Raw genomic sequence first — 17,516 nt, forward strand, 5'->3', positions numbered from 1 at the left:
TCCTTTTCTACTCAGGCGCCCTACTCCCTGCCAGACTTGCGAGAAATTGGTCCCGGGTGACCGCTCGATGCCAGGCATCGTCACGACCGGCCGCCAGCTCCGCGACAGTGGCCGGATCAGTGACGATCTCAGCGCCGAGCAGCACGTCATCGTCGTCGAATCGCAGCACAGCGGCCCACTTGGAGTCGAACAGCCAGTAGTCGTCCTGCGGCAGGCCTTGCGCTCGCGCTCGATCAAGGTAGCGGATGTCCTCACCGGCCTGGAGGGCGAACTGCGCGCACCACAGGCCGAAGCGTGAGTACTCCGACAACGGGACCGATACCACCCGTACCCGATGCACGAACTTCCGCTTGGCCGCATGCTCGGCCATCAGATCAAGCCAGGGCCTGTTCCAACCCAGGTCATCCGGCTCGCCGGCCAGGAACCGGCGAAGCGGCTCCTGCTCACCGGGAGAGTTGTAACGCTCCCGCGGTTCCAGCCGGAACGCCGTGCGCTCGAATGACCTGAACAGATCACCGAACGCCTCACCGGAGACCAGGGTCAACGCCCCTCCTTCGCCTTGTCCTCCGCGGTCGGCGTACTCGTCGCCTCGTCGTGGGCGGCGGGCGGCGTGTAGTACCGCAGCAACTCCAGCGGAATCTCGATGTCGGCTTCGCCCGCGGGCACCTCGCCGAGATCGGCGAGCGCCTGCGGGTCCGTGATCTGGTAGCCGCGCACCACGAGACTGTTCCGGTCCGTCGCGTAGAGGGTCGGCGAGCCGCCGTTCTGCGAGGTCGAACCCAAGAAGGTGATCCTCATGCCTGCCTCCGTGAAGAAGCTTTCGGGAACTTTCTCACACAGAGAACGACGCTCCAAGGGGCACGGTCAACCATCCATGCCGATTCGCTCTCGGCTCTCCTATGTATCTACCGGGGCACACAACTCGAACCAGAAAAGTGAGCCGCGCAGCGCGGGCCCGTCAGCTTCCGGGCCAAGGCTCACCACAGCACGGGAAACAGAGGCCGGCCTACCGGCCGATTCCGATGGCATCGTCGCCCAGAAGCACCTGCAGGGACGGCTAATACGCCCACTGACTCTATCCAGCGCCGATCCGGCTCCATGTCCACCGTGCAGGCCGTCCAGCACACGGTCCAACAATCAGCCGCCCATCAGACCAACCCCAACGGAACCCCGGCACACCCAGCCGACCATGCATAGGCTGACCAGCGCAATCACAGCATCATCATGGAGTCTGCATGCATGCCCCAGTACCGAGCAGGCTGCTGTCCGAACTCCGCACCGCGCTCGCCAGCGGCGACCAAGCCGGGATCGACACCGTGTGCGCGGCATGGGCCCTGCGCCCACTCACCGGAGGCCGGAACAACCATGTCTACCGCTGGACGAGCTCCGGCCAGGAGACCTGCATCAAGCTCTACAAGGTCGATGAACGACGCCAGGCAGACCGCGAATGGTCAGCCCTGACCCTCATGGCAGAAAACCGTATCGAACAGGTTCCCCTGCCACTCTGGCATGCCCCAGACCCCCAGCATCCGGCGATAGGCATGACCATGGTGCCCGGCACGCACCTGGACAGCACGGACGTCTCACAGCTCAAGGCCCTGGCCACCGCCCACACCTGCCTGCAACAGCTCCCCCTGCGCGGCCTGCTCGCCGAGACCGACCGCATCGACTCCGCCGCGCACTACATCCACCGCCTGACCACCATCTGGCCGCGACAACTCGCCGATCACCACGACGACCCACTCACCGCCGACATGTTCCGCCTGCTCACCCAGTGGGACGCCTCCGGAGACCGGCAACTCCTGAGCGAACCCGCTGAGCCGGTCTTCTCCCGCAGAGACGCCAACCTGCTCAACTGGCTCTGGGACGACGGCACGATCGGCTGTGTCGACTTCGAGTTCGCCGGCCGCAGCGGCCCCGCCTTCGACGCCGCAGACCTGATCGAGCACATCAGTGCCAGAAGCGTCAGCGACGAGACCTGGGACACCCTCATACCCGAACTCGGAGTCGACCACTCGTCGATCAAACGCTTCCGTGCCGCCCAACGCACCACCGCCCTCCGATGGCTCGCCGTCCTCTGGAAACAACGCCATCGACGGAAGGTGGAATTCGCCGCCCAACTCACACGTGTCCGTGGGAGCAGAAGACCCTTACGATGCCCGGTGGCGTCTGAAGGGGCCCTATGAACAGGCTCGGCGGCCCGGCCTCCTCCATCGCTGAGGTCATGTCACGTCGCACGGGGGTGTAGCGCCTGCGGCCTTCGCAAGTTCTACTTCTCCTCGCGCAGAATCTGTTCTCGCGCTGCACCCGGGCCAGCTCGTCCTTGTCGGTGCTGGCCAGGCCGTCTTGGCGGCGGCCGTCATCCAGGTCGGCTTGGCGCACCCAGGTGTGGGCCGACTGCGTGGAGGGCTGGAACTCCTGAGCCGGCTCCTTCACGTCTGCCCGGCGCGTACCAGCTTCACCATCTGCCGGCGAAATCCGGCGGACCGTTGTTCGGCACAGTCGGCTCCTTCTTCCAGGAACCCGGGTTCCCCAGAGATCAGGTGTCCACCAAACCGGGTCAAATCCACTCGAAGATCGCGCCCAGGTCGGCCAGAACCGGCCCTCCAGCACCTCGCCCTTGATCGTGGCGAAGAACGACTCGGCCACCGCGTTGTCCCAGCGCTGCCCCCGCCGCCCGAGTGACAACCGCACCCCCGGCCGATCGGCCAAAGCAGCGAACGCGGCACTGGTGTACTGCTTGGATTCAAGGGGTCGTCGCAACACTGCTGCCCTGCAGCAAGCTTAGGTGATCACTGAAGTCAACGGACTGCTCGCGACGCTGACGTCCCGTCCCTCGCCGACCGGCCACCATCTGTCGTCCGCCACTGTGGTGCGGATCCACGCCACCTTGCGGACCGCGCTGAACGCCGCGGCCTTCGAGCGGCACCGTCCGCTGGTCGTCCCGATAGAGGCGGTCGTACCGCCATGAGCGGCGGCCTGCCGGAATCGTGGCGGTTCAAGGCGTCATCGGGGCCACTGCCAGAAGTGCCAGACACATGCGGCGCAACCAGCCCGGTTCGGGGTCTGACCGGATAGCGACTCGGCGCGCGGCCCTGAAGGCGGCTTGTTGATAGCGCCAGTGCAGAAAATGATCGCGAGATCACGCCAAGGTGCATATGAAGCTCTCGATCGAGCTCGTCTCGTCGGTGGGGACCGGTACGGTGGCATCCGGTGTTGGACTGTGTGATGAACGGTCACACTCTGTTCGAGCTGCAAGGGAGTGATCGCAGGTGGCGAGCGGGCGTCTGGCTCTGTCCTGGGTCGGCAGAGACGAGTCCCTGCTGAACACGGCGGATGGCGGTTACGAGTGGGTATCCCGCCAGGATCCCCGTGTCACCGAGATCCGCCTGCTGCGCGAGATTGGCAAGACTGGCGAGGTCACGGGAACGCCCTCGGATAATCTCCTCATTCAGGGCGACAACTACAGTGCACTACAGGCTCTCACCCGCACTCCGGAGTACAGTCGGGAATATCGAGGGAAGGTTAAACTCGTCTACATCGACCCTCCCTTCAATACCGGCCAGGCATTCGAGCACTATGACGACTCGCTTGAGCACTCGGTATGGCTGACGATGATGCGCGATAGACTACTTCTGATCCGCGAACTCTTGGCGCCCGGCGGATCAGTTTGGGTGCATCTGGACGACGCGGAGATGGCGTACTGTCGGGTACTCATGGATGAGATCTTTGGGCGGGGCAACTTCGTAGGAACCATTGTCTGGCAGAAGATTCATGCCCGAAACAACTCGGCCCAGCATCTCTCGACGGTCCACGACTACCTACTTGTTTATGCCCGTTCCAAGAGTGACCTGGTCCTAAACCGTATCGATCGCACCGAGCTGAGCGACCAGGAGTTCTGGAATCCTGACGACGACCCTCGCGGCCCCTGGCGTAGATCCGATCTGACTGCCTCGCACGCCTACGAAGACGGCCGCTATGAGGTGATAGGACCACATGGAGATGCATTTGCCCCACGCGGCAACCGGTGGTGGTCCTGCTCTCAGGAAACCTTTGAGGCACTGCGCGAAGACAACCGGCTGTGGTGGGGCAAAACCGGGCGGACTTTCCCGTTTAGAAAGCGATTTCAGTCGGAACTCGGGGGACTTGTCCCCACTACTTTCTGGACGCATGACGAAGTGGGAGATAATCGCCAAGCCAAAGGCGAGGTGACGCGACTGTTCGACCGATCACGCATCTTCTCCACCCCGAAGCCTGAGGCGCTTCTTAAGCGCGTGATCGAGATTGCCAGCGATCGCGGCGACGTAGTCGTCGATGTCTTTGCGGGCTCAGGGACAACCCCGGCGGTCGCGCACAAGATGGGACGGCGCTGGATCGCTGCCGAACTGTCGACAGGGACAATGGAGACCTTCACCCGACCGCGCCTGGAGAAGGTCGTCTCGGGTGATGACCCAGGTGGAGTGACCAAGGCAGTCGGATGGGCGGGCGGCGGCGGATTCCGGAGTATGCATGTGGCTCCGTCCGCATTCGAGATCGCGAAGAATCGTGTCTTCCTTGCAGAATGGGCCCGAGGCGAAGATCTTGTCGCAGTCGTGGCCGCGCAGCTTGGCTTCACCTGCGACGGTATGGAGGTCGGGCCTTTCTGCGGACGTCGCGGACGGGCGCGCTTGGCCGTCATCGATGGCGTGGTGGACGAAGTGGTGGCACGTGGGGTTCTTGGGCATCTGGACGAAGGCGAGCGCGTAGTGCTGGTGGGCAGAGGGGTCACCCCTGAAGCGGAGAGTCTCGTCAGCGAGTTGAGTCGTGGGTCAAGGGTGCTGAAGGCACCGCGTGACCTCGTGCGACGTGGGAGGGCAGTGCGGTGACCTGGATCACCTATGATGCAGGGCTGGTGGATGACATTGCAGCCAGGCTCGACCTTCGGAAGCCCAACGCTGACGCCATCCGCGCCGTAGCCCAGACAATCGCTGACGGAAGCGGTCGGGAAGTGGTCTGCGACCTCGCTACCGGCGTAGGCAAGACCTATATTCTCACTGGCCTGGTGGACTACCTCTCAGCGCAAGGAGTCCGCAACATTCTCGTGGTCACACCAGGCACGACCATCCAGGACAAGACGGTGGCCAACTTCACGCCCGGTCACCCCAAGTATGTGGCTGGTAATGATGTCGAACCGCTAGTGATCACGTCAGAGAACTTCGCCCGTGGCCAGGTGGGTGATGCACTACACGACGAGACCGTCACTAAGCTGTTCGTTTTCAACGTCCAGCAGTTGATTCGGCCTAGCGACAAAACATCTCGCCGAGTCCGTGCCCAGGACGAGTTCATCGGAACTGGTCTGTATCAACATCTCCAAGGCGTGGACGACTTGGTGGTGATCGCTGACGAACACCACGTGTACAGCGCCAAAGCTAAGGCGTTTAATCAGGCGATCGACGACCTGGGCGCAAGAGCAGTGGTTGGTCTGACAGCAACGCCCGCTCCAGGGGTTGAGCCGATCTTCCGCTATTCCCTGGCTGAGGCCATCGCTGATGGGTACGTGAAGATTCCGGTGATCGTCTACCGCCCGGATGGGCGCAAGGACGAGCAAACCGTCCTGACCGACGCATGTCATCTTCTCCGAATCAAGGACGCTGCCTGGACCGCGTGGGCGGAAAGCCAGGGCAAGCTCCCTGTCCATCCCGTCCTCTTCGTGGTTTGCCGCGACATCTCCGATGCAGAGCGAGTCGCCGAACGGCTAACGGCCGATGACTTGTTTCCCGGCGAGGGACAGGTCCTGACCATCACCTCTCAGTCCAGCGAGGTCGCACTGCGTGCACTGGCCGGGGTAGAAGAGCCAGATTCGCCGGTCCGCGCCGTGGTTTCGGTGAACAAGCTAAAGGAGGGTTGGGACGTCAAGAACATTGGTGTCATCGTCGGCCTGCGTGCCCTTGCCTCCGAAACTCTTACCGAACAGGTCCTTGGACGCGGGCTGCGGCTTCCCTATGGGCGACGAGTCGGCACGCCGATGGTCGACTCGGTCGATCTGGTAGCACACGAGTCGTACAGGCAACTCCTGGCCAACAAGGAAGCTCTGTTGCAGAGGGTGCTGCCTGTTGGTGGTGGGGAGATAGACGACGGCCGTCCCCGCTCCGACCTCGGGACTAACCGGCCGAACGACGACGACCAACCATCACAACAGGAAATGCTGAACTTCACCTCCCGTCCACGCCTCCTGGGCGACGACATTGTGGATGGTTCGCTGCTGCTGCAGGTGGAGTCGATGGACGATGCTATCGCCCAAGGTGAGCGCGACAGGAAGGCTGTCTCCACACTGCGCGCCAAGGTCGCAGGCGCACCAACAATTCGCTTCCCGCGACGGGAACAGGAAATCCTCCCCGTCCGGTTCTCCTTTAGCTATATCACCGACGCTGCTGCCCAAGCCGAGGGCCGTGCCTACGAACACGAGTTCAAGGTCACACTCGCGCGCCAGGCCGTCGATGCGCAACGGGGCGTCGATGGCACGGTTGGCGTGAACCTCAAGGCAGCGGAGTCCGTGGACGCTACCCAAAAGCACATCTCTGTCGCCGAGCTCCGCGACGATCTATACGACCGGATCTGGAACAATGGTTACACCGAGGAGAGCCTGCCCGAATCCCGAGCAGCCGAGCGTGTAGTTCGCGAGTTTCTGAAAGGCGCCGGCGTCACAGCCGAGGATCAAGGGCATGAGTGGGGAGAGCTACGCGCCCGGCAAGCTGCCATCGCTCTCGGCAAGCTCGTCAAGGCCGCGTACGATAACCGTAAGCTCCAGCCTACGTACGCCTTCCGGCCCATCGACGTTCCGACGGTGCCACCACCGCCCATGCCGTCGAATGTTGTGAATAAGTGGGCGAACTTCCGCAAAGACCTCTGGTACGAAGGGTGGGAACACTCCATCGAGCCAGTCGCTTCCTTCGATGCCAAGAGTACCGAGTATGCTTTGGCGCACCTGTTCGACTCATCCCCGAGTGTCCAATGGTGGCTACGCAACTACGATCCAGGTCCTATCTGGATCGAGCGAGACAACGGCAAGAAGTACTACCCGGACTTCATCGTCTTGGACACGAACGAGACTCATTGGGTCGTCGAAGGCAAGGCTGACGATCGCGCCAACGACACCGAAGTACAGGACAAAAAGCGAGCAGCGGAAGACTGGGCCCGTTTTGTGCGAGACTATGCAGAGTTCGGCAACTGGCGATACATATTTGCAACAGAGAGCATCATCAAGAACGCGCGAGGTTCTTGGGAATCACTCATCGCACTCGCCAGACCCGAATGAAGGATGCACGCGAAATTCACATCACATCACCTGGCCTTCGGGCGTCTCGGCCCTGCGGCTCGGCGGTACTCGTTGATCAGATCGTTGACGACCAGCCGTCGTTGTATTTGATCCGCGAGGTCGGCCTCCTCAGCCGGATCGTGCATGGGCTGTGCGCAGCCCGGGGCAGCAAGAACCGGGCAGCACAACCAGGACGCGCGCCAACGGAACATTAGCGCGTGCCGTCGGCACCCCTTCTATCCCTGCGCCGTCAAACGCTCACGCCGTAGCAGCTCCCGTGAACGTCCCACTTCGGGCAAGGGAACGAGTTGTACTGAACCTTTTTTCATCCTTGGGCAGTTTCGTAGTTCTGGAGTACCGCGATGGCCTTGCACAGGTTGTCGAACGGGGGTCAGGAACACCGGCGGCGCGGCCGGCCAGGCGCCTGAAGTGCGGGTGCTTGGTGTGTCGGCCTGGTTCAGTGTTTCGGGGTGGATCCAGGCCGGTTGCTCCCACCCTTCGACCGTGGCGTCGAGCAGACCGGTGTGGGGCAGCGCCTGTGCCGCCGCGGCGCACGGGAGGCGGAAGTACTCGATCAGGTCGGCGGTGGTGGCCACACCGTAGACGCAGGCGGCCTTGGTCAGCATCGCGATCAGGCTGTCGTGCTCGCTGGGGCGGGCCCGCAGCCGGCTCCAGGAGACGCGGGCCGAGAACCGGCGGCTCGTCGCCGAGGTCGAGGAGTTCGCGCGGGTGGTCAACGTGCTGACCGTCGAGAACCACCAGCTCCGGCAGGCCAGGGCAGGTCAGGCCGCCAGAGTGAGGCCACTTCCGGCCAGATCCTGAGCCCACCTCGGCCGTTGGTGACCGAAGTGACCGGCGGCGGAGGTTCATCTATCTCGATGCCGCCCGATAGACCTCCTGGCGAGCGGGTCACAAAACCCCTCAGAACCTGGCGAGGGCGACGGAAATCGGCTCCGGAATGTCGGAGGGAATCGCTACGCTCTGATACAGCTTTATGACTCAATCAGCTCATTGAGGACCCCGGCGTCGTCGAGGTCGACGGGCGCCCGGGTCGCTCCACACTGACGTCTGGAACTCACCTCGATCGCACCGCCCAAGACACGCAGAGCAAGAGCGATGTGATCATCGTCTCACCGCCTAGCCCCGGGTCTCCTCACAGACCTGCGAAAGGACTTACGCGAGAGTGCAACTGATCCGGGCGCGTGTCACCGACTACCGTTCCGTCGAGGACTCCGAGACCTTCGACATTGAGGACGACGTCACCTGTCTCGTCGGCAAGAACGAATCGGGCAAGACGACCCTCCTGCAGGCGCTCTATCGGCTCAAGCCGGTCGAGAGCGTCGGGTTCGACGAGGTGATCGACTATCCGGCCCGCAAGACGAAGGAACGCAAGCAACTCCCCGTCAAGCAGCAGGTCCCGGTTGTCCGGGCGACCTTCCGCTTCACCGAGGAGGAGATCAAGATCATCGAGGCGGAGCTGGGCCCTGGGGCGCTTCGCAACCCTGAGTTCGAGGTGACCATCGGTTACCGGGACGGCAGGAAGATCTTCGCGATCCCCTATGACGAGGCCGCCATCGTCGACCACCTGCGATCCACGCTGGACCTGCCGGCTGCGGCTGCCCAGGCGCTCAGCAGCGCCACCACCACGGCGAAGCTCCTTGACGCTCTCGATGAACTCGAGGAGCCGCCCTCCAGCGCGAACGCACTGGCGGAGCGGATCCGCGGATGGCGCGAGTGCAGTCTCGTGAAGCATCTCATCGACGATTATGCGTCTGCATGGATGCCCAAGTTCGTCTACTTCGACGACTACGACTCGATGCCCGGCAAGGTGTCCCTGCCCGACTTGATCCGACGCCGCCAGGCGGGCGAGATCACCCGGGGAGAACGGGCCCTGCTCAGCCTCCTCGACATCGCCGGCGTCACCCCTGAGGAATTCAACGATTCCGACGAGCACGAGCGCCTGATCCGCGAGCTGGAAAACGCGGGCAACGTCATCTCTGACGAGGTCTTCGAGTACTGGTCGCAGAACAAGGAGCTGGAAGTTCAGCTGAAGACCCTCGCCCCGGAGCCTGGCGCCTTGCCTCCCGACGATCAGGGGCCGATCCTTCAGGTCCGCGTCTTCAACCGGCGGCACCGGGCATCGGTGCCGTTCGACGAGCGCTCGCGTGGTTTCGTCTGGTTCTTCTCCTTTCTGGCCTACTTCAATGAGTTGGAGGCGGCAGGCACCACCGACCTGATCCTCCTGCTCGATGAGCCCGGCCTGTCCCTCCACGGCCGCGCCCAGGAGGATCTCCTTCGATTGATCGACGAGCGGCTGGCGCCCAAGCATCAGGTCCTCTACACGACCCACTCGCCCTTCATGGTCGACCCCGAGCACCTCGACCGGGTCCGCACGGTCATCGACTTGGAACGAGGGGGCGCCAAGGTCTCCGCAGAGATCTTCAAGGCCGACGAGGACACCGCCTTCCCGTTGCTGGCCGCGATGGGCGTCGAAATGACCCAGACGCTGTTCGTCGGCGAACACACGTTGCTGCTTGAAGGCCCGAGCGACTTGATCTATCTGGACGTCCTCACGGACGTGGCCGAATCAGCCGGTTCCACTGGCCTTGATCCCCGCTGGGTCAAGACGCCCATCGGAGGCGCCGGCAAGCTCTCCACCTTCGTGACACTTCTGGGCGCAAACAAGCTGAACGTCGCGGTCCTCGTTGACTCCAGCACCAAGGACGTCGGAGCTGTCCAACGCCTTCGGGACAACGGCCAGCTCGCCAAGAACGGCCTTGTCGAGATCAGGGAGTTCACCGGAACCGCCGACGCCGACGTTGAAGACCTGTTCGAGCGGGACTTCTACCTTGAGCTCGTCAACCGGGCCTACAGCTCAGAACTCGCGACTCCGATCACCGCCGCGGAGCTCAACGCCAAAGACCCACGCATCGTCCGGCAGATCGAAGCCGTCTTCCAGAAGCGGAAGATCGCTAAGCGATTCAACCACTACAAGCCGGCCGCGGCCCTCCTCCGCGAGCAGTCTCAGTTGGCGGCCAGCATTGATACTGCCACCATCGCACGCGCCGACCAACTGTTCACGCGGCTCAACGCGCTGCTGCCCAAGCGCTGAGCCTGCCCCATCGAGCGCTGTCTTGGCCGACGTCTTCCCTGCACCGCAACAGCACGGAACTCAACAGGGAAGACGTCGCAGGCGCTCTTGACGACCTTCGGGCGTCCGTGCCAGGCCAGCAGGTGCTGGCACCCCTGGCGGGTCAGGCCCATGTCGATGAGCGGGGTGGCGTACTCCACATGCAGCGGGGCATCATCGTGTAGCCACTGCACGCGGCGCTGCTCGTCATGGGAGAAGCCGATGATCTGCCGGACCCGCCGGAAGTCGGGGACCCGTCTGATCCGCCCGTCCGCACCGATGGCCGCGCCCAGAGCAGCACGCAGCAGCCGCTGGATCGGCCGCACCTTTAGTGGGTAGATGGGGGCATATCTACCGCCCTACATCAACCAATCGATCGCCGACTGGCGCACGCTTCGCCCCACTTTGGAACCAAGAAGGCGATTCAAGGGGGGTACTTACCGCCTTTAGGCTCGATAATCCCGTCTCATCCCGAAGCATAGTGCTTCGCCCCACTTTGATCGACGGCCGAACAGCCGTCTGGCCAACGCCTCCGCCCCGCAGTACCCCAAGACATGACCGAACCGCGGCCCTACCCCAGCGACCTGTCCGACGCCCGATGGGCCCTCGTCGAACCCGTCCTGACCGCCTACAGCACTGGCGCGCCGAACGCCGCACCGGTGCCCTGCCCATCGGCCGGCCGCCCGAGCACGACCTGCGCACCATCCTGAACGCCATCCTCTACGTCAACCGCACCGGCATCCCCTGGCGCTACCTCCCGCACGACCACCCGCCCCGGCAGACCGCCTACGCCTACTTTCGCAACTCGCAGAAGGACGGCGTCTTCGACCGACTGTCCGGCCTGCTGCGCCGCTCTGTGCGCACCGCCGCAGGCCACAACGCCGAACCCACCGCATGCGTGATCGACACCCAAAGCGTCAAGACCTCGGCCAACGTCCCAGCCCCCAGCCAGGGCTACGACGCAGGCAAGAAGATCGCCAAGCGCAAGCCCAGCATCGTGGTCAACACCCTCGGCCTGCTCCTCGCCGCGATGGTCACCGCCGTCGGCGTCTCCGACAGCGCCGCCGGGCTCCCCCCTGCTCACCCAGGTCGCCGCTACCCACCCCACCAAGGCCTGGGCCAACAGCGCCTACCGCACCACCGTCATCGACGGCGCCGCCATCCTCGGCATCGACGTCGAAGTCGTCACCCGCGACCCCGCCACCCGAGGCTTCACCCCCCTGCCCTGCCGCTGGGCGGCCGAGCGCACCCTCGGCTGGCTCATGCTCCACCGCCGCCTCGCTCGCGACTACGAAACACGCCCCGACCACTCCGAAGCAATGGTCCACATCGCCATGATCGACCTCATGACCCGCCGCCTCACCGGCGAGACCACCCCCACATGGCGCGGCACCTGAACTCGGGATCAGAAAGGACCAAACGCCCACTCAGGGAGTGGGTGTGCACCCCGTAGGGAGATGCACGATTCGCCCTCGGACGGGTAGCAGCCATGTAACACTTCGTGACGTGACTAATACCGAAACCTTCCCGAACCGGTTCGGTCCGGCGTTTGTCGAGGAATACCGCCGACGCCACGGCAGCAAAACGCCGCAAGGGCGTGAGCTGACCTACGACAACGCCGTGAACGACGAGTTCGCCCCGCGTCGAGAGTGGCTGAGCAGGCAGTTGAACCTCCTACCTGCCAAGCAGGCCGACCAGCTAGCGCGGAAGGTGTGGCAGGACGACCACTACTGGTCAGTCCACTTCGAAATGGCCGTTGGCGCAGCACTGCGCCAAGCAGGGCTTAACGCCGTCTACGACCACCTCTGGGGCCGTCAGACACCGGACTGGACCGTCATGGCGGCCACCGGCGAGCCGCTGTGCTTGGTTGAGGTTTACACCGCTTCCCCGCCGCAGAGAACCTACAGGTCGATGCGAGCGTGGCATCAAGTGACGCAGCAGTTCAAAAAGATCCCGATCGGTGTGGTGCTCACGCTGGAGTCAACCGGCAGCCCGATTGACCCGCCCGACTCAAAAGAGGCCAAGCGGCTTGCGAGGGAGGTCGAAAGGGCGTTGAGCAGTGTGCTATGCCCACCGAGGATAACCACCAGTCTGGGCCTTACCTTTCTGGTCCTGGCGGACCGGTACGGCCGCCAAATCCCATCTCCCTTCGGCCTCCGCGCCTGCTTCGAGCCGCCAAGCTCCATCGCAGGCCAAGTCAGCGCAGCACAGATCGTCCCCGGAGTCCGCGAAAAGATCAGCAAGTACCGCCGGATAGTCGACGAACACGACCTCCCGCTGGTTGTGGCGGTAGGTGCGCATCCCTTCACCGGCCTCACACTTCGTGAACTGGACGACTTTCTCGCAGGCGAGATGAGCATGACCTTCCAGTTCAACATCGGCGATGGCTACATCGGCAGCTCGACTTTCCCATCATCACGCTGGGACATACCTTCAGAGCTCTCCGGTTTGCTGTGGGTCGACAACCTGTTCCCCTTTGAGGCAACCGGCCGACCCAACTCCACCGCGCAGCGTCCGATGCCCGCCATGCTTGCCAGCCTTAACATCCAGAAGTAGTTGGCCATCTGCCGTGAGACCGGCGATCGGCACGGCGAAGGCGGGGCGTTGAGCAATCTCGGCCTCGCCCTGCAATGGGTGCGGCGGTCTGAGAAGGCGATCACCGCCCAGAGCAGGCAGCAGCCTAGCGACCGATGACGCGCACAGCTCGAACATTGCTCGGACCGCCCTGTAGGAGACGGCATTCGTATGTGCGGCAGCGCCGCGGAGCCTGGCATGGCAGCGGATGGCCGGTTTTTCGAACTCCGGCTTGTTCTTGCCCTTGTAGACTAGGCCTTCGGTTTCATTGGCGCGTCTTTCGGCCAAGGCGATGATCCCGGCCTCATCCAGTTCCCGCAGGATGTCCCAAATGCGGTCGGCGCTCAGGTCATGAGTCTTGCCTGGCAGACGGTTGTCGTCGGTACGCCGAATCCAGCGCCAGCCTGTGGAAGGTCTCGTCCTTTCTCAGGTCGACCAAGACCAGCACGGCATGCCGTTCGCTGGAGATCAGCATGCGGCGGGTGCACGCGAGCCATAGGGTGCGCACCCACCGCTCGACATAGCAGTTCGCCCGCGGCATCCGCGGCGGCGTCTTGACCACCGTCACGCGCACCGGCGAAGATTTCGTCGAACACTTTGGGACCTTGGTTTCTCGGTCGCGGATGAAAAGGCCGAACGAGCCGATCCGCGTCCCGGGGTAATGAGTAGTTTGCGGACGTGCTGTATCGTCCCTGCACCGGTGGGATTGGCGGTCACACGCAGTATGTGCACGCGCCGGGTGGCGACTTCCTGGCGAACCGCACGTAGGGACGTCTCCGGAAGATCGTGTCGACGTAGAAAATGCTACGAGGCTTAAAGATCGAAGAGAGCCCCTTCCTCTTTGTGCTTCAGGGGACCCACACCCATAGAGGGAACCGGCAGAACGTTCGCGCTCGTCAACTCCTCTACGGTGATGAGCGGGCCATCGCAGATCTCGGCGAGCAGCTCGCCTTGAGCGGGTTCTTCGCGTACCAGGAGCCCCAGCACGTTGAGTAGGGCCAGCAGTTCCGTTGTCCACTCGGGTGCCCAGCGGGACGCGACCACGTAATCAAGCTGCAGGCGCCGTTTGCCCGCAGGGTTCCTCCGGCGATAACCGAACCACTTGTCCAGGACATTCATGCCGGAGACCGCGTAGCTCCGGACCTCGGGCGGTACCGGCGTGATCCGCCCAGTCCCCACCCGCAGATCTTGCGTAGCCGGGTCGTACGTGAGCCTTCCGTCCGGCATGCCGTCCGGTGTGTCAGGGATCTCCTCGACGCACTGGGGTCGGTCAGCCGCAGGAAGCCGGGGGACACCTGCCGGACGTCCGGCGTCGGCGTCGACGTACCGCTCGCCATAGGTGTGCAGCCACAGCACCCGCCGGCCGATCTTCACTCCGCGGCTCCACAGTCGAGGGTCGGCCGTCAGCGGGATGCGTGCCCCCGGTACTTCCAGGTCCTCTCGGAAGCGTTCGCTGTAGCCGGGGTGAGAGCCGATCGCCGCGATGTAGGCCAGGACGTCCTCGGGCTCCACAGGCACACCGAGCCGCTGCCTCAGCATCTCCAGCAGCCCTGGTGTCAGGTTCGGCGCGGTGCCCGTAGCGTCCCGGTAGAGGGGCCGGGTGCATCCGCTGCGATTGTTGAAGTAATGCATGTCGGGGATAAGAGCGCTGAAGACGAGACCGGGCCCGCCGGTTACAGCTTGGGCATTCTGTTCGACCGCGTAGACCTGACGGGCGCTGCGTACCCGCCACAGATGAGGACGGCCGACCTCCATCAGCCGGTAGTCGGGGATGATCCACTGGCGGTCGAAGGACCGGTACCCGACCCTTACCGCCTTCGGATGGGGCCGGTGCTCGTCTTCGAGCGTCACCCCATCGCGCGAGGCGATGCCTGGCAAGGAAGGGACGATGCTGTCGAGCTTGCGGTCTCTAGCCTCCCCAAGCATCTCGCGACGGTCATCGGTATCAGCGGCGAGGAAAAGCCGCCAGCGCTCGGCCAGCGTCGCTTTGTCGGGCGCATACACCCACACCCGTCCCGGTGTCACCCCGCGCGACGACCATGGCATGAGGTGCCCGAACTTCGGGCTCGTCTCCCATAGATCGCTGCCTGGTGGCAGGAACGGGGCGGTCCATTCGTCTGCGCAATCCTGCCACTGCGGATCGGTGAGCGCCAGCGTCGACAGCCGTTCGAGCTTGTCATCTCGATGCCCGGCGATCTGCAGATGGCGAACCACAGCAGGCCCGTCCTGCCTGTCTCGCCAGCGGACGAAGATGGCGATGCAAAGCTCTTGGGCGACATTGGGAAATAGGCGGGTGGAGCCGTCCGGTCGCTGTCCCTCTGGAGAGACGTCGATGATCCAGCCTTCGTCCGCGGCCTCACGCAGGTAACGGCGCATTCCAGCGAACCCGCGGCCTTTGAGCCATGCCTTCGGCGTGATGAAGGTGACGACACCGAAGGGGGCATCGTTGTGACAGTCGAAGACCTTCCAGGTAGCCCACCGCCAGAAGTAGACGTACATGTTCGACATCTTCGACTCGTAGGTGCCGTTGCCGTCGAGCCGGAAGTTGTCCATAGGGGCGGCTTCGCCGGACTCGGGGTCGCCCTTCTCTACCCACTTGCCGGCGCCTTGGGGTACCGCGTCGTATGGAGGGTTGCCAATGACGACCATGACCCGTTCGTGGCGTTTGACGTTGTTGGCCTGTTTACGGGATTCGGCAATCGGCTTGTAGGTGCTGGGGAGCCAACCGAAGTCGTCCTTGGGGTTCTCCAATGTGTCGGTGACGTATAGGCGAAGGCCGTCCGCCGGTGCGGTAGAGCCGTGGTCTTTGAGGGTGGCGTGCAGGCGCAGTTCCGCCACAGCGTAAGGGCCGGTCTGCATCTCGAACCCGACCAGACGGCTACCCACCATCTCCCGCAGACGGGGGCCTACCGCGCCGGTGCCTTCTTCCTCCCGGATCGCCGCGGCGGAGCGTTCCAGGACGTTGAGGAGGAATGTTCCGGTGCCCATCGCCGGGTCGACGACCACCACCTCGGGCGAGGCGAACCCGGAGGCGACGTCGAGGCGTTGTCTCACGATGTCCTCGGTGAGCCGGACCATGGCGGAGACGGCCTTGTTGGGGGTGTAGTACGAGCCGGTCCGCTCCCGCAGTTCGGGGTCGTAGATTTGCAGGAAGTCCTCATATAGCCGCAGGTAGGCGTCTCCCGAGCCGTTGTCGAGAAGGCTCCAGTCGACAGGGCTGATGATCCGCAGCAGCGTGGTAAGCGTGGTGGACAGGCCTTCCAAAGAGTCGCTGGTCAGGATGTCCAGGGCCTTGCCCATGAGGGAGTGCTTCTTGCCGAGCTTGGTGGCGATTCCGTGGATGGTTTCGCCCTCGAAGACGATGCCCTCCACGCGGGCCAGCAGAAGAGCGAATACGACAGTCTGCGCGTACTGATTAGCGAAATCCTCATCACTGTTCTCAGGGAAAAGCAGGCGCCGCCAGTCCTCGGCGAGCACCGTGAAGACTCGGGTCCGCTTACCGGCCTTCTCCAGCTTGATCGCCTGCTTCACCTCCTCGCAGAGCAGACGGCACAGACCGGCAATAGCTCGAACCAACTGACCGATGCTGCGGGGTGGCTGAGGCTTCCAAGTAAGGAAGTCTTGCAAGATACGAGCGAACCCGCTGTCTGCTGGGGCAAGCCGGTCGCCAGCGGTCCGGATGGAGCCGGACAGGCGAGCGATCTCTCCGATCCGCTGCCCGTTGCGGTAGAGTCCCCATTCGTTGCCGTCGCTGTAGAGCACGTTCGGCAGGAGGCGGAGCTTTGCCCATTGCGCGGCGTTGCGGCCGACAAGTTTCTCCGGATCGGCCCCCAGGCCCGGCCTTTTGAGCTCGATGTGTCCGACTGCCGCTCCAGCGACCTCAACCGCATAGTCAGGACGCGCGTCGAGGTCGACAAGTGGGACTTCCCCTGTCAACGTGACGCTGAGGCCGAGGCCGCGACCAGCCACCTTCACGAGCGTCTCCAGAGGGCCACGCAGTTGGTCTTCGGGCCAGCCTGCCCCTCTGAGCTTGGGCTTTACCTCCGAACCGAACATGGATATCGCTTTTTCGATAGCATGTTCGTAACCCACGACTTTACGAGAAGGCACGCCGCGGTCCCCTCGGTCCAAAGAAATGCCATCTTAGAGAAAATAGCAAAACTTTGCACTAGAAGCGGATCATGGCATCGGAAGTGATTAACGATAGGGGCATAAGAGAAATTTGTTAATTAATGGTGTAAATGTCCTATCTCCCAGGTGTGTATCGGAGTCAGCAAGGGTGCCCCTGTGAACCAGCGGAAGCTAAGACGCCTCCACCGTCATACGCCCGCATGTCAGCATGGACCACGCCTTTGGCTGGGGCTGCAAGCCGCCTTCGAACTCGAGGGGTACGGCTATGCGCCTGGCGTTATCCCACCCGCCTGCTATTCGGACGGCAGCCGCCGTGGCCGCGCCGTACGCCCCTGCCGTTCCGACCGGCCTGTGCGGGCGGCGGGGATCGATGGCACGGGCGGGGCT

The 17,516-nt window shown here is 63.5% G+C and carries 13 protein-coding genes and 1 pseudogene; 8 read left to right on the top strand and 6 right to left on the bottom strand.

The features are described from left to right. Positions 1-7: 7 nt before the first annotated feature. Positions 8-544, bottom strand: a complete 537-nt coding sequence (locus C1I98_RS01535; RefSeq protein ID WP_111165241.1) for a DUF6879 family protein — start codon at positions 542-544, stop codon at positions 8-10. Beyond that, complete coding sequence (locus tag C1I98_RS01540; RefSeq protein WP_199536653.1) at positions 541-798, bottom strand: hypothetical protein; 258 nt, start codon at positions 796-798, stop codon at positions 541-543. Before C1I98_RS01540 ends, C1I98_RS01535 begins: the two co-directional genes overlap by 4 nt. A 437-nt stretch (positions 799-1,235) precedes the next feature. On the opposite strand from C1I98_RS01540, the gene C1I98_RS01545 reads away from it, so the two are divergent. The 4 genes from C1I98_RS01545 to C1I98_RS01560 all read left to right on the top strand — a co-directional run bounded on the left by C1I98_RS01545 (position 1,236) and on the right by C1I98_RS01560 (position 7,294). After that, positions 1,236-2,186 carry an aminoglycoside phosphotransferase family protein gene (locus C1I98_RS01545; RefSeq protein WP_111165242.1) on the top strand — a complete coding sequence of 317 codons (951 nt, stop codon included), beginning with the start codon at positions 1,236-1,238 and terminating at the stop codon, positions 2,184-2,186. Positions 2,187-2,788: 602 nt separating this feature from the next. Continuing rightward, positions 2,789-2,971 (top strand): hypothetical protein, encoded by a 183-nt coding sequence (locus C1I98_RS01550; RefSeq protein ID WP_111165243.1) that lies wholly within the window; start codon positions 2,789-2,791, stop codon positions 2,969-2,971. Between the two features lie 301 nt (positions 2,972-3,272). Next, complete coding sequence (locus tag C1I98_RS01555) at positions 3,273-4,865, top strand: site-specific DNA-methyltransferase (RefSeq protein WP_111165244.1); 1,593 nt, start codon at positions 3,273-3,275, stop codon at positions 4,863-4,865. Beyond that, a complete protein-coding gene (locus tag C1I98_RS01560; RefSeq protein ID WP_111165245.1) occupies positions 4,862-7,294 on the top strand; it encodes a DEAD/DEAH box helicase family protein in 2,433 nt (810 codons plus the stop codon). Before C1I98_RS01555 ends, C1I98_RS01560 begins: the two co-directional genes overlap by 4 nt. Before the next feature lie 236 nt (positions 7,295-7,530). Here C1I98_RS01560 and C1I98_RS40255 read toward each other — a convergent pair whose 3' ends face one another. Next, entirely contained in the window at positions 7,531-7,920 is a 390-nt protein-coding gene (locus C1I98_RS40255) for a winged helix DNA-binding domain-containing protein (protein ID WP_146607233.1), read from the bottom strand. Here C1I98_RS40255 and C1I98_RS01565 point away from each other — a divergent pair. Both C1I98_RS01565 and C1I98_RS01570 read left to right on the top strand, forming a co-directional pair. Next, complete coding sequence (locus C1I98_RS01565) at positions 7,910-8,116, top strand: hypothetical protein (RefSeq protein WP_111165246.1); 207 nt, start codon at positions 7,910-7,912, stop codon at positions 8,114-8,116. The genes C1I98_RS40255 and C1I98_RS01565 overlap by 11 nt on opposite strands. Before the next feature lie 361 nt (positions 8,117-8,477). Then, a complete protein-coding gene (locus C1I98_RS01570) occupies positions 8,478-10,406 on the top strand; it encodes an ATP-dependent nuclease (protein ID WP_111165247.1) in 1,929 nt (642 codons plus the stop codon). Here C1I98_RS01570 and C1I98_RS40260 read toward each other — a convergent pair. After that, positions 10,319-10,750 (bottom strand): hypothetical protein, encoded by a 432-nt coding sequence (locus C1I98_RS40260; RefSeq protein WP_146607234.1) that lies wholly within the window; start codon positions 10,748-10,750, stop codon positions 10,319-10,321. The genes C1I98_RS01570 and C1I98_RS40260 overlap by 88 nt on opposite strands. A 228-nt stretch (positions 10,751-10,978) precedes the next feature. On the opposite strand from C1I98_RS40260, the pseudogene C1I98_RS01575 reads away from it, so the two are divergent. Together C1I98_RS01575 and C1I98_RS01580 are read left to right on the top strand one after the other, a co-directional pair. Continuing rightward, positions 10,979-11,821 (top strand): annotated as a pseudogene (locus C1I98_RS01575) (IS5 family transposase). A gap of 109 nt (positions 11,822-11,930) precedes the next feature. Beyond that, entirely contained in the window at positions 11,931-12,980 is a 1,050-nt protein-coding gene (locus C1I98_RS01580; RefSeq protein ID WP_146607235.1) for a hypothetical protein, read from the top strand. 367 nt (positions 12,981-13,347) lie between these two features. On the opposite strand, the gene C1I98_RS01585 is transcribed toward C1I98_RS01580, so the two are convergent. Further along, the gene (locus C1I98_RS01585) at positions 13,348-13,566 is read right to left on the bottom strand and encodes a hypothetical protein (RefSeq protein WP_146607236.1); all 219 of its coding nucleotides are present in this window, start codon (positions 13,564-13,566) and stop codon (positions 13,348-13,350) included. A gap of 245 nt (positions 13,567-13,811) precedes the next feature. Continuing rightward, positions 13,812-17,090, bottom strand: coding sequence for a type ISP restriction/modification enzyme (locus C1I98_RS01590; protein WP_146607237.1), 3,279 nt, complete (start codon positions 17,088-17,090; stop codon positions 13,812-13,814). Positions 17,091-17,516 lie beyond the last annotated feature (426 nt).

It is taken from the genome of Spongiactinospora gelatinilytica (genome assembly GCF_003236385.1).
GTDB lineage: Bacteria > Actinomycetota > Actinomycetes > Streptosporangiales > Streptosporangiaceae > Spongiactinospora > Spongiactinospora gelatinilytica.

Excerpts from the sequence above, each read along its gene's own strand:
- C1I98_RS01540 (WP_199536653.1), bottom strand. The coding sequence starts at position 798 with ATGAGGATCACCTTCTTGGGTTCGACCTCGCAGAACGGCGGCTCGCCG.
- C1I98_RS01545 (WP_111165242.1), top strand. The coding sequence starts at position 1,236 with ATGCATGCCCCAGTACCGAGCAGGCTGCTGTCCGAACTCCGCACCGCG.
- C1I98_RS40255 (WP_146607233.1), bottom strand. The coding sequence starts at position 7,920 with ATGCTGACCAAGGCCGCCTGCGTCTACGGTGTGGCCACCACCGCCGAC.